Raw genomic sequence first — 12,008 nt, 5'->3', positions numbered from 1 at the left:
GCGGTCGAACCCGCCGATCCTCGCGCGCACCTCGTCGCCGACCCGCACCGTCTGCGCCGCCTTCGCGCGCTCACCGTTCACGCGCACGTGGCCGGCCCGCGCCGCCGCGGTCGCCGCCGAGCGCGTCTTGTACACGCGGACAGCCCACAGCCAGGCGTCCACCCGCACGGTACCGGTCACCGGGATCTGCATCCCGACAGTCTACGAAACGGCGCCCGCTCGCCACTCACCTGCGGCCCCTCAACGGCCGCCGACCAGGAGGTTCCCATGACCCGAGACAACAGCATCTACTCCGGGACGAACGATCCCCGCGGGGACGACGCGATCCGCAGCGGCGACAGCCGGATGGCGGCCGCGAACGAGAACTCCGGAGCGGGCGGCACCCGCTCCGACGTCGGGATGAGCACCACGAGCGGAGTGGGCACCGGCGTCCCGACGCGCGGAGCACCGCCGCACAGCGGCTCGCCGTCCGAGCCGCGTCCCACCGGGTTCCCGCACGCCGGCCTCGAGTTCGCACTCGTCCCGTCGGGCCATGAGGAGTGGCGGATCGAGCATCCGGACGGCCGCACGGTCGGCGTGCTGGCGATCATCTCCCACGCGGGCGAGGAGGCGGAGGCGGTCTTCGTGACGCGTCGTGCCGGCTCCGAGGACGCGGTCGCCGAAGGCACCGACTGGCGGGGCCTCGTCTCCGCGGTCATCAACGACGAGGCCGCCGACCAGCGCGGCCCCGTGCAGATCGATCCGACCGTCGAGCACGTCCGCGGCGGCCTGATCACGCGAGGGCCCGCCGACTGACACCGTCCGCCCTCGGGATGACGCTGACGAGCTGCCGCGTGCGCTCCTCGCGCGGCGTCTCGCGGGCCGGATGCCTCGCTCAGCGCGCGAGGAGCGCCGCGTTGATGCGGGCCGACAGCTCCACGTCGATGCGGCGGTCTGTGCCGTCGACCGCGCGGATGGGAGCGGCGTTGCGCGCGCTCGACACCAGCCACGCCGCAGCCGCCGCCTCGAGGTCCGGCGCGCGCACGGGGCGCACCGCCGAACGGAGCCCAAGGACCGGAGCGAGCTCGAACAGGTCGCCCTGCGTCGTGCCCGGCAGGAGACCGAGACTCGGCGGAGGAGTCACCAGCTCGTCGCCGACGAGCAGGACCAGGTTCGCGCTCGGTCCCTCGAGCAAATACCCGTCGGTCGAGACGAAGACAGCGTCGTCCGCGCCGCGCCGGGCCGCCTCCCGCGAGGCCGCGCGGTTGACCGCATAGGAGAGCGTCTTCGCCCCCACGAGCAGCCAGGGCGAGGTCTGCTGCACGTCCGATCGAAGCCCTCGGTCGAGGAGCACCACCCGCACACCCTCGCGCCGAGCCGGCCCGAAATCGGGGCTCGTCTGCACGAACACCACGCCGGTCGGGCGTCCGTCGCCCTCCACTCCGCGGGTGAGGATCGTCTTCAGCATCGCCTCCGCGACCCGCGGATGCGCTGCGGCGGCGGCGTGGATCGCGTCGAGCCAGGCAGGGCGATCCGGGCGCGGGAGATCAAGCATCCGCGCCGAACGCTCGAAGCGGTCGAGGTGCGCGTCGAGCGCCTGGAGCCGACCGTCGACGAGGTTGATCGTCTCGAAGATCCCGTCTCCACGGGTGAAGCCGAGGTCGGTCACCTTGAGGCCGGTCCGCCCGCTCGGTTCGACCCGGTGCCGCGGGCTCCCGGGATGACGGCCCTCCGCGTCGAGGGAGGGTCTGTCGAGGACGACGAGGGTCTCAGCGGGCATGGTCGGTTCGGTCCTTCCGGGGGCTGCGTCGCGGGGTGCGGCGCAGGAGCACGATCGTCAGCAGGGCGCCCAGGAGAGAGCCGCTGCCGTTGGAGACCAGGTCCTGCACATCCGAGACGCGGGTCGGCAGCCAGAGCAGCTGCGAGGTCTCGACCACCGCCGAGACGCCCAGGCCGATCACCGCTCCGAGCAGACGGCGGCGCGGAGGCAGCTGCGCGGCGAGGAGCGCCCCGAGCGGCACGAACAGCAGGACGTTCGCGGTGAACTCGGCGACGTCGAAGTCGAACCAGCCCGTCAGCGGGGTGGAGCCGAGGAACGCGATGATCCCGCGGATCACGCTGTTCGGCTCGCCCGGTGGGTACGGCGCGGGAGTCAGGGTGATCAGGGCGATCACCGCGAGCCACACGAGCGTCGCAAGGGGGAGCAGTCTCGAGCGGCGCATCGTCCGATTCTGCCAGCCTGCGGGCGTCGGGTGCGGCGCGCCCGGTGTGGGAGGCTGGAGGGCATGACCAGCGAGGACACCGGCGAGGGCGCCGTGCCCCCGCGCCCTCCGTTCAACGCCTCCCTCGGCGACGGCTGGGTCGAGGTCGGCGACGGGCGCCGCTTCTGGGGCCGCTTCGGGGCCGCAGGCCTCCTGCTGCGCGACCCGTCCGGCCGCGTCCTCCTCCAGCACCGCGTGAGCTGGAGCCACTTCGGCGACACGTGGGGCCTGCCCGGCGGTGCACGTCATCCCGAGGAGTCGGCGTTCGAGGCAGCCCTCCGCGAATCGGAGGAGGAGGCGGGCGTGCCCGCGGAGCTGATCCTGCCCGTCCTCTCCAGCGTCGTCACGATCGGCCCGTGGAGCTACTCCACGGTGCTGGCCGAGGCCCGCGAGCACTTCACCCCCCGCATCAGCGACGCCGAGAGCACGGAGCTGCGCTGGGTCGCACCCGAGGACGTCAACTCCCTCCCTCTGCACCCGGGGTTCGGCGCCGCGTGGCCGGGTCTGCGCGCGCTGGGCTCGTCCGTGCCGGTTCTCGTCGTGGATGCTGCGAACGTGGTGGGCTCGCGCCCCGACGGCTGGTGGCGGGATCGCGCCGGCGCCGCCGAGCGCCTCCTCGCCGCTCTCGCCCGCGTGGCGGTCGTTGGGCTCCCCGGCCGGCTGCTGGGGATCGACGCCGACAGAGTGTGGCCGTGCATCGCGGTGGTGCTGGAGGGAGCGGCGCGGGCCGCCGACACCGCCACCGCGGTGGCCGCCGCGCCGGCCGGACGCCTGGCTGTCCACTCCGCCGAGGCCTCGGGCGACGACGCGATCGTCCACCTCGTCGGTGGCCGGGAGTCGTCGGTCGTCGTCACGGCCGACCGCGGCCTCGTCGCGCGCGTCGAGGCCCTCGGCGCCGTCGCCGTCGGCCCGCGCTCGCTGCTCGACGTCCTCGACGCCGCCCGGGAATAGGCCGCGGAGGAGCCCGGTTGCATCCCGCATGGCTACGACTGCGATGACCCTCGACTCCCACGACCGGACGATCGCCGACGGCATCGTCCTGATCGACTTCTGGGCCGACTGGTGCGGCCCCTGCAAGCAGTTCGCTCCCGTCTTCGAGGCGACGAGCGAGAAGAACGCCGACATTACCTTCGCGAAGGTCGACACGGAGGACCAGCAGCAGCTCGCCGCGAGCTACGGCATCTCCTCCATACCGACCCTCGTCGTCTACCGCGACGGCATCCCGCTGATGGCCCAGCCCGGCGCGCTGCCGGCTCCGGCCCTCGACAACCTGATCGAGCAGGTCCGCGGCCTCGACATGGTCGAGGTGCGCCGCCAGTACGAGGAGGCGAAGGCCGCTCAGGAGGCGGGCGCCGCTCCGCAGGCGTGAACCCACCGACACACGACGAACCCCCGGCAGCCGTGAGGCCGCCGGGGGTTCCGTCGTTCCGGGCCCAGCTCAGCCCGTGTTCTGCAGTCCAGCCGCGACGCCGTTGACCGCGAGCAGCAGCAGCCGCTGATTCTGCTCGGTCCCCGAGCCGCCCGGGTCGGTTCGCAGGGCCCGCAGAGCGCGCAGCTGGAGGAGCGAGAGCGCGTTGACGTAGGGAGTCCGCAGGCGCACGGCACGGCCCAGCACGCGGTGCCCGGTGAGGAGGCTCTCCTCGCCGGTGATCGAGAGGACCCAGCGGCGGGTGAGCTCCATCTCGTCGAGCACGAGCCCAGCCAGATCCTCACGCGAGTCGAGCGCGAGGTAGCGACGGGCGATGCCCTCGTCGGTCTTCGCGAGCGACATCTCGACGTTGTCGACCATCGTCGTGAACAGCGGCCAGGACGCGTAAGCCTCGCGGAGCAGCTCCAGATCGCCGACGGCCTCGAGCGCACTGCCGAGACCGAACCAGCCCGTCAGGTTGACGCGGGCCTGCGTCCAGGCGAAGACCCACGGGATCGCCCGCAGATCCTCGAGCGACTCGACCGAGAGTCCGCGGCGCGCGGGTCGCGAGCCGAGCGCGAGCAGGCCCACCTCCTCCTGGGGCGTGACCCGGGCGAACCAGGGCGCGAAGCCGTCGGCCTTGACCAGCTCGAAGAAGCGGCGGCGCGACTCCCTGTCCATCGTCGCGGCGACCTCTGCGAATCGCTCGGCGGCGCCCGCGTTGCGCTCGCCGACCGCGGGGGAGGAGGCGAGCAGCGTCGCTCCGGCGACCTGTTCGATGTGACGGGTCGCGATGTCCGGGTTGCCGTACCGGGCGAAGATGACCTCTCCCTGCTCGGTGAGCTTGAACCGGCCGTCGACCGACCCCGGCGGCTGCGCGAGCACGGCGCGGTTGGCCGGGCCGCCACCGCGCCCGAGAGCACCGCCGCGGCCGTGGAAGAGCGTCAGGACGATGCCCTCGTCCGCGGCCCACTTCGCAATGCGCGCCTGTGCGTCGTAGAGGGCGAGTGTCGCCGAGACCGGTCCGACGTCCTTCGACGAGTCGGAGTAGCCCAGCATCACCTCGAGGCGGTTCCCGGTCTCGGCGAGGCGTGCCTGCACCTGGGGGAGGCGGATCATCTCGGCGAGGATGTCGGTCGACGCGTCCAGATCGGCGAAGGTCTCGAACAGCGGGACGGCGTCGATGACCGGCGGGGCTCCGTCGGTCGCCGCCTCGGCGAGCTCGAACACGGTCCGCAGGTCGTCGGCCGACTGCGTGAACGAGACGATGTAGCGGCGGGCGGCCGCGGTGCCGAAGCGCTCCTGCACCTTCGCGATCGCGCGGAACACCGCGAGCACCTCGAGGCTCCGCTCGTCGAGCTCGCCGCCCTCGCGCACCGCCGCGATGGTCTCGCGGTGCACCTTCGAGTGCTGACGCACCTCGATCTCGGCGAGGTGGAAACCAAACGTCTCGAGCTGCCAGACGAAGTCCTGCAGATCGCCGTAGGCAGCGCGGACGTCGCCGGCGGCGACCAACGACTCCTGGAGCGTGCGCAGCTCGTCGAGCAGCTCCGCGGCGGAGGAGTAGGCCAGCGGCCCCTCCGACCGCGTTGCGGCGAGACGGTCGGCCGCGAACAGCAGCACGCGGCGGTGGGTCTCGTTCGGCGAGCGCTCGGCGATGACGGCGGCGAGCTCGGGCGCGCGCCGGGTGCACGAGGCCCAGAGCGCCTCGACCTCCGGCGAGGGAGGAGTGGTCGAGCCGTCGAGCGTCAATGCCCGGCCAACCCGGCGGGCGACCCGCTCCAGGCCGATGAGCACGTGCTCCGAGGCGATGTCGACGGCCTCCAGGGTCGTCTCGGCGGTCACGAACGGGTTGCCGTCGCGGTCGCCGCCGATCCAGGTGCCGAGGCGGACGAAGGCCGGTGCGACCGGAGTCCGGGTGCCCGATCCCTCGCCCAGCAGCGCGTCGTCGAGCCGGCGGTAGACGCGGGGGAGGACCGAGAAGAGCGATTCGTCGAAGACGCTCATCGCCGTGCGCACCTCGTCGAGCGGAGTCGGCTTCGACTCGCGCAGGGGCGCCGTGCGCCAGAGGGTGTCCACTTCGGCGAGCAGGCGGCGGCGGATCTCGACCAGCACGACCCCGCCCATGCGCGGGTCGTCGCGCTGCTCGAGCAGATCGCTGATGCGGCGGATGGTCGAGGCGACCGCTCGGCGGCGCGCCTCGGTGGGGTGCGCGGTGAGGACCGGGCGGAACTCGAGGCGCGAGAGGCGGTCGAAGGCCTCGTCCTCGCCGAGCTCGCCGGTGAGGCGGCGCATCGAGGCGAGGATCGAGTCCTCCGGCGACTGTGCGCCCGCATCGGCCTCGCGCCGCCGCAGCACGCGCACCCGGTGGAACTCCTCGGCCACGTTCACCAGGTGGAAGTAGCAGGTGAAGGCTCGGGCCACCTCCTCGGCGCGCTCGAGCGTCAGGGACGCGACGAACTGCTCCGCCTCGGCCATCTCGTCGGCCTCGCCGCTGTCGTAGGCGCTGATCGTCAGCGCCCGCAGCCTCTCGACGTCGTCGTAGAGCGAGAGGTCGCCGGATTCGCGGAGGACCTGGCCGAGGAGCTCGCCCAGCAGGTGGACGTCGGCCCGGATCCGCTCGTCGAGCGGTGGGGCGGTGGTCCCGTCGGCCGAGGTGGGGGCGGAGGAGGCGGGTGCTGCGGTCGCGGCGGACGCGTCGGTGAACGGAGGCACGGGAGAGACCTTAGCGGCGGTGTGTATCGAGCACATGACGCCGCCGTCACGATCCGAACTGGAATGATCGTGGGGTGACCGTGACAACCGCACCCCCCGTCCCCGCTGTCCAGACCGAGCAGGCGGCACCGCACGTCGTCGTGCTCTTCGGAGCGGTCGGCGATCTGGCCCGGCGCAAGCTGATCCCGGGGATGGCGCACCTCGCGCTCTCCTCCCTCGCCCCCGATCTGCAGATCGTCGGCACCTCGCTGGAGGAGCACGACGACGAATCGTTCCGCGCTTTCGCCAAGCTGGCCTATGACGAGTTCGGCAGCCGCTCGCTCACGTCCGCGCAGTGGGACGAGTTCGCCTCGAAGCTGCGGTACGTCCCGCAGTCCGCGGGCCCGGCCGCCCTGGCCGAGGCGGTCACCGATGCCGAGGCGGCCCTCGGCCCGGACGTCAGCCGCCTGCACTATCTGAGCGTCCCGCCCAGGGCGGCGCTCTCGGTGGTGCGGATGCTCGCCGAGGCCGGTCTCGTCGAACGCTCCCGCATCATCATGGAGAAGCCGTTCGGCGTCGACCTCGAGAGCGCCGTCGTGCTCAATGCCGAGCTGCACCAGACGTTCAGCGAGGAGCAGATCTTCCGGATCGACCACTTCCTGGGCAAGGAGCCGGCGCAGAACATCCTCGCGTTCCGCTTCGCGAACGGCCTCTTCGAGCCGATCTGGAACCGCAACTTCATCGATCACGTCCAGATCGACATCCCCGAGAAGCTCACCCTCGATCGCCGCGCCGAGTTCTACGAGTCGACCGGCGCTTACAAGGACATGGTCGTCACCCATCTCTTCCAGGTGCTCGCCTTCATGGCGATGGAGCCGCCGACCGCCCTGGAGCCACAGGCCATCAGCGAGGAGAAGAACAAGGTCTTCCGCTCGATGCGACCGCTCAACCCCGAGAACGTGGTGCGCGGGCAGTACATCGGCTACCGCGACGAGCCCGGAGTCGCCCCCGACTCCGAGACCGACACCTTCGTCGCCCTCAAGTGCGAGATCGACAACTGGCGCTGGGCAGGCGTGCCCTTCTACCTCCGCACCGGCAAGCGCATGGCGGAGGGGCAGCGCATCATCTCGATCGCGTTCCGCGAGCCTCCGAAGAGCATGTTCCCGCAGGGTTCGGGAGTCGGCGCGCACGGGCCGGACCATCTCACCTTCGACCTCGCCGACGCCTCCAAGGTCTCGCTGTCGTTCTACGGCAAGCGGCCGGGCCCGGGCATGCGACTGGACAAGCTCAGCATGCAGTTCGCGCTGCAGGAGACCGATCGGGCGGGCGACGCGCTCGAGGCGTACGAACGGCTCATCCTCGACGCGATGCGCGGCGACCACACGCTGTTCACCACGGCCGAGGGCATCGAGCGCCTCTGGGAGGTGTCGGCGCCGCTCCTGCAGGATCCGCCGCCCGTGCGGCTCTACGCGCCCGGATCCTGGGGTCCCAATGCGATCCACCAGCTGATCGCCCCTCACGCGTGGCGCCTGCCGTTCGAGCGGGTCTGGCGCGACAAGCGCTGATCCGTCGTCCGGTCGGCAGTCGGGCGCGGGCGGATCAGCGGGGTCTCGCGGAGCCGCGCCTAGGCTGGGCGCATGGCGCGCACCGGGGAGGACCGCATCTGGACGGTCCCGAACGTCCTCAGCATGGTGCGCCTCGCCCTCGTGCCGGTGTTCCTGGTACTGGTGGTCCTCGGCGAGGACGCGCTCGCCCTGCTCACGCTCGTCTCTCGAGCCTGACCGACTACCTCGACGGCTGGATCGCGCGCCGCTTCGACCAGATGACGCGCCTGGGCCGGATCCTCGATCCCGCTGCCGACCGCCTCTACATCTTCGCGACCGTCCTGGGCCTCGCGGCTCGAGGGCTCGTGCCGTGGTGGCTGGTCGCCGTCCTGCTCGCGCGCGATCTGATGCTCGTGGTCCTCGCGGTGATCCTGGCGAACAACGGCTACGGTCCGCTTCCGGTGCACCACCTGGGCAAATTCGCCACCTTCTGCCTGTTCTACGCGCTCCCGCTGATCATGCTCGGCCAGGCGTTCCCGGCGCTCGCACCCGCCTCCCTTCCCCTCGCCTGGGCCTTCGTGCTCTGGGGTGCGTTCCTCTACTGGTGGGCGGGGATCGTCTACGCCGCGCAGACCCGCGGCCTCCTCCGGGGGACGCGCACCGGCGATCAGGGGTCCGACGAGGGTCACGATTCGGATACGCTTGACCGGTAGGAGGTACGTCTTGGTCGAGCCCGTCGGTGGAGCATCACCCGCCCAGCACAAGTCCGTTCCCGGCGAGCCGTCGACGGAGACGACGCTGACGTTCACCGACGACATCGGTGCCCAGCTTGCCGCGCTCGACAACCGCGCATCGCGGGAGGAGGCTGAGGCGGTCGGCGCCCTGCCGTCCGGCTCCGCGCTGCTCGTCGTGCGCCGTGGCCCCAACACGGGAGCCCGCTTCCTCCTCGATACCGATTCGACGACGGTCGGCCGGCACCCCGAGGCGGGCATCTTCCTCGACGACGTCACAGTCTCTCGCCGTCACGCCGAGTTCGTCCGCCGCGGCACGTCGTTCGAGGTCCACGACCTCGGCTCGCTCAACGGCACCTACTTCGACGGTGTCCGGATCGAGTCCGCGATCCTCACCGACGGCTCAGAGGTGCAGGTCGGCAAGTTCCGCCTCACCTTCTATGCGTCCCGCGCCGACCTCGTCGCCGCCCCGGACGCGTAAGCCGTGGGCCGTTCCTCCGCGCGCGCCCTCCCCACCGGCTCCGCCGCTCTGCTGAGCATCGGTCAGGTGCTGGCCAGGCTGACCTCCGAGTTCCCGGACGTCACTCCGTCGAAGCTGCGCTTCCTCGAGGAGCAGGGTCTCGTCTCACCGGCGCGCACCGAGTCCGGCTACCGCAAGTTCTCCTCCGCCGACGTCGAGCGCCTGCGGATGGTCCTCGCCCTCCAGCGCGACCACTATCTGCCGCTCAAGGTGATCCGCGGCTATCTCGACGACATCGACGCGGGTCGCGAGCCCGCCCTGCCCGCGGGCGTGGGCGGTCCTGCGGCCTCGCTCCTCGGGCCCGCCACGCGGCTGACGCGAGCCGGCCTGGCGAGCGAGTCGGGAGCGAGCTCGGCTCTCGTCCAGGAGGCGGTCTCCGCGGGACTCGTGCGCGGCGGCGACGTCTTCGGCGACGAGGCCGTCACCACCATGAAGGCCCTCGTCGAGCTCGGCCGCTCGGGGATCGAGCCCCGACACCTGCGCCCGCTCCGCGTCGCCGTCGAGCGCGAGATGGCCCTGATCGAGAGTGTCGTCGCCTCCAGCGCACGGCGGGGCGAGGCCTCCGGCTCGGCGAGCGCGGCCGAGTCCGCGATCGGTCTGGCTGCTCAGCTCGGCACGATCCGTGGGGCGATGGTGCGCAGCGCGCTGTCGCGGATCGGCCGGGCGTGAGCCCGCAGCCCACCCCGGAGGACGGCCGTCCGCGACACGCCGCGGCCCGGAGCCCGATGTCGTTTACTCGGCATGCCCCGGTGAGTACGGTAGGGAGCGCGTTCCGAGGATCGGGCGTCCGGATCCGAGAGGCACAGGGATGAGAGAAGTCAGCCGCGACGTCAGCGGCCAGCGCGACCTCGTCCTCTTCACCGACGGACTCCCCGATCTCGACGCCGATGCCGGCTACCGCGGCGCCGTCGCGGCTCGCGCGGCAGGGATCACCTATCGCCAGCTCGACTACTGGGCGCGTACCGAGCTCGTCGAGCCGACCGTGCGCGGAGCGTCCGGGTCCGGCACCCAGCGCCTCTACGGATTCCGCGACATCCTGGTCCTCAAGCTCGTGAAGCGGCTGCTCGACACAGGGATCTCGCTCCAGCAGATCCGCACCGCGGTCAATCAGCTCCGTGAGTCCGGTGTCGACGACCTGGCTCAGACGACCCTGATGAGCGACGGCGCGAGTGTCTACCTCTGCACCTCGAACGACGAGGTCATCGACCTCCTCAGCCGCGGCCAGGGTGTCTTCGGCATCGCCGTCGGCAAGGTCCTCCGAGAGGTCGAATCGAGTCTCGTCGAGCTCGACCACCAGTCGGTCGACCCGACCGACGAGCTGGCCCAGCGCCGCGCCTCCCGCCGCGTCGGCTGAGCCGCACCGACCCCGGGGCTCCCGCTCAGCAGCAGGGGCCGATCGCGCTCGAACGTCGTGTCGCGGCCATCCGCCCGTCTCCTCGTGCGAGGAACCGCCTCCCCGACGGGCGTGTCGATCGCTACTTCGTGGCCGAGACCTGCTCGCCGATGCGACCCGTGCGGATGACGCGGTCGAGCAGAAGATCGAAGTTGTGCGCCATCTCCTGAGCGCTCTCTCCGGGCCACACGTGCACCGGCTTCGCGGCACCCTGCGCCTGCTGGAGCGACGTGCGCTCGGGTAGCTGCGGGCTGAGGACGAGGGGCCCGAACATGTCGCGGAGTTCCTTGATCCGGAACTGGTGCTCGAGCGACTGCACCCGAGCGCGGTTGACGATGATGCCCAACGGCTGGAGTCGCGGGCTCAGGCCGCGGCGGATCTCCTCGATCGCCCGGAGCGCACGGTCAGCGGCAGCCACCGAGAACAGCCCGGGCTCCGTGACGACGGCGACGCGGTCGCTCGCCGCCCACGCGGTGCGGGTCAGCGCGTTGAGGGAGGGAGCGCAGTCGATCAGCACCAGGTCGTAGTCGGCCTCCACGCTGGCGAGGGCCTCCTCGAGCTTCCAGATGTCGCGGATGCTGGGGTGCGGTCCGTCGAAGTTGATCGCCGACGGGCTGCCGATCAGCACGTCGATCGTGCCGTGGTGCTCCTTCGTCCAGCCGGAGGGCGCGATCGCCGAGCGGACGATCTTCTCCTTCGGCGACGTCAGGACGTCGGCGATGTTGAGGTGACCGGCGACATTGATGTCCATGCCGGTCGACACATCGGACTGGGGATCGAGGTCGACGACCAGCGTTCGCAGGCCCTTCGAGAACGCCGCGGATGCAAGGCCGAGGGTCACCGTGGTCTTGCCGACGCCGCCCTTGAGGGAGCTCACGCTGAGTACATGCATGGCTGACTACTTTACGGTCCCGCGGGCGGCAGAACCTAACCGTCGGCTGCACACGCCGCGCTCGAGTCGCCACGAGGCGCGCTCCCCGTCGCTCCTGGCGTCGCCGATCGTCCCGCCTCGCGTGATCCGTGCCCGCCGCTACACTGACCGCAAGCGGAAGGAGGCTCGTTCGCATGGATGAGCGCAACGACGACCAGCCCGACACCGACACCGGTCCCACGCCCCGGACCGCGATGGATGCGGCTCGGGAGTCGGGGCAGTACGCCCCGCGCGCGAGCGACACGGCCCCCACTCTCCTCCCTGACGGCGTGCGGATGCCGCCGCCCGGTCCGCGCCGCCGCTCGACGGCTCCCGCGCCGGTCGAGGACGAGGACGCGATCGATGTCGGTCGCCTCGGTCTCCCGCCTGCTCGTTCGCATGCCCTCGTGCCGCCGCCGTCGGCCGGCGAGGAGCCTCCGGCACCGAGCCGGCCCTTCCCGACTCCGGTCACCCCGCGTCGGTCCGACTCGTCCGCGCCTCCCGAGTCCGCGGACCCGGCCGCCGGTCCCACCCGCCGCGACCGCCTTCGCGCCGCAGTCCCGCCGGC

The 12,008-nt window shown here is 71.8% G+C and carries 12 protein-coding genes and 2 pseudogenes; 9 read left to right on the top strand and 5 right to left on the bottom strand.

Features of this window, described 5'->3' with window-relative positions:
- Positions 1-192 (bottom strand): S4 domain-containing protein (locus ACH61_RS11270; protein WP_269085073.1); only part of this gene is annotated, 192 nt, incomplete at its 3' end.
- A 75-nt stretch (positions 193-267) separates the two neighbouring features.
- Here ACH61_RS11270 and ACH61_RS11265 point away from each other — a divergent pair.
- Positions 268-795 carry a hypothetical protein gene (locus ACH61_RS11265; RefSeq protein WP_068212137.1) on the top strand — a complete coding sequence of 176 codons (528 nt, stop codon included), beginning with the start codon at positions 268-270 and terminating at the stop codon, positions 793-795.
- Between the two features lie 79 nt (positions 796-874).
- Here the strand turns inward: ACH61_RS11265 and ACH61_RS11260 are convergent, their stop codons facing one another.
- Both ACH61_RS11260 and ACH61_RS11255 read right to left on the bottom strand, forming a co-directional pair.
- The gene (locus tag ACH61_RS11260; RefSeq protein ID WP_068212135.1) at positions 875-1,759 is read right to left on the bottom strand and encodes an aminotransferase class IV; all 885 of its coding nucleotides are present in this window, start codon (positions 1,757-1,759) and stop codon (positions 875-877) included.
- Positions 1,749-2,201, bottom strand: coding sequence for a VanZ family protein (locus ACH61_RS11255; RefSeq protein ID WP_068212133.1), 453 nt, complete (start codon positions 2,199-2,201; stop codon positions 1,749-1,751). The genes ACH61_RS11260 and ACH61_RS11255 overlap by 11 nt, the downstream gene beginning before the upstream one ends.
- Before the next feature lie 63 nt (positions 2,202-2,264).
- On the opposite strand from ACH61_RS11255, the gene ACH61_RS11250 reads away from it, so the two are divergent.
- Positions 2,265-3,191, top strand: coding sequence for an NUDIX domain-containing protein (locus ACH61_RS11250; RefSeq protein WP_068212131.1), 927 nt, complete (start codon positions 2,265-2,267; stop codon positions 3,189-3,191).
- 28 nt (positions 3,192-3,219) lie between these two features.
- Positions 3,220-3,609 (top strand): thioredoxin, encoded by a 390-nt coding sequence (trxA, locus tag ACH61_RS11245; RefSeq protein WP_068212130.1) that lies wholly within the window; start codon positions 3,220-3,222, stop codon positions 3,607-3,609.
- Positions 3,610-3,678: 69 nt separating this feature from the next.
- Here the strand turns inward: trxA and ACH61_RS11240 are convergent, their stop codons facing one another.
- Positions 3,679-6,399 carry a phosphoenolpyruvate carboxylase gene (locus ACH61_RS11240; protein WP_082845215.1) on the bottom strand — a complete coding sequence of 907 codons (2,721 nt, stop codon included), beginning with the start codon at positions 6,397-6,399 and terminating at the stop codon, positions 3,679-3,681.
- A 44-nt stretch (positions 6,400-6,443) separates the two neighbouring features.
- On the opposite strand from ACH61_RS11240, the gene zwf reads away from it, so the two are divergent.
- From zwf to ACH61_RS11215, 5 genes and pseudogenes are all read left to right on the top strand, one after another.
- On the top strand, positions 6,444-7,907 hold the full coding sequence (zwf, locus tag ACH61_RS11235; RefSeq protein ID WP_068212139.1) for a glucose-6-phosphate dehydrogenase: 1,464 nt from the start codon (positions 6,444-6,446) through the stop codon (positions 7,905-7,907).
- A 72-nt stretch (positions 7,908-7,979) separates the two neighbouring features.
- Positions 7,980-8,599, top strand: a pseudogene (locus ACH61_RS11230) (CDP-alcohol phosphatidyltransferase family protein).
- Positions 8,600-8,609: 10 nt separating this feature from the next.
- On the top strand, positions 8,610-9,098 hold the full coding sequence (locus ACH61_RS11225; protein ID WP_068212128.1) for an FHA domain-containing protein: 489 nt from the start codon (positions 8,610-8,612) through the stop codon (positions 9,096-9,098).
- Between the two features lie 3 nt (positions 9,099-9,101).
- Positions 9,102-9,806 carry a transcriptional regulator FtsR gene (ftsR, locus tag ACH61_RS11220; protein ID WP_068212126.1) on the top strand — a complete coding sequence of 235 codons (705 nt, stop codon included), beginning with the start codon at positions 9,102-9,104 and terminating at the stop codon, positions 9,804-9,806.
- A 139-nt stretch (positions 9,807-9,945) separates the two neighbouring features.
- The gene (locus tag ACH61_RS11215) at positions 9,946-10,491 is read left to right on the top strand and encodes a MerR family transcriptional regulator (protein WP_068212124.1); all 546 of its coding nucleotides are present in this window, start codon (positions 9,946-9,948) and stop codon (positions 10,489-10,491) included.
- A 121-nt stretch (positions 10,492-10,612) separates the two neighbouring features.
- Here the strand turns inward: ACH61_RS11215 and ACH61_RS11210 are convergent, their stop codons facing one another.
- On the bottom strand, positions 10,613-11,422 hold the full coding sequence (locus ACH61_RS11210) for a ParA family protein (RefSeq protein ID WP_068212122.1): 810 nt from the start codon (positions 11,420-11,422) through the stop codon (positions 10,613-10,615).
- Between the two features lie 173 nt (positions 11,423-11,595).
- Here ACH61_RS11210 and ACH61_RS18445 point away from each other — a divergent pair.
- Positions 11,596-12,008 (top strand): annotated as a pseudogene (locus ACH61_RS18445) (hypothetical protein); the annotation flags it as partial.

This window comes from Rathayibacter tanaceti (assembly GCF_001634385.1).
In the GTDB taxonomy this organism is placed as follows: Bacteria; Actinomycetota; Actinomycetes; order Actinomycetales; family Microbacteriaceae; genus Rathayibacter; species Rathayibacter tanaceti.
Note: the sequence above shows the minus strand (reverse complement) of the source record. Positions and strands in the feature narration are given on the sequence as shown.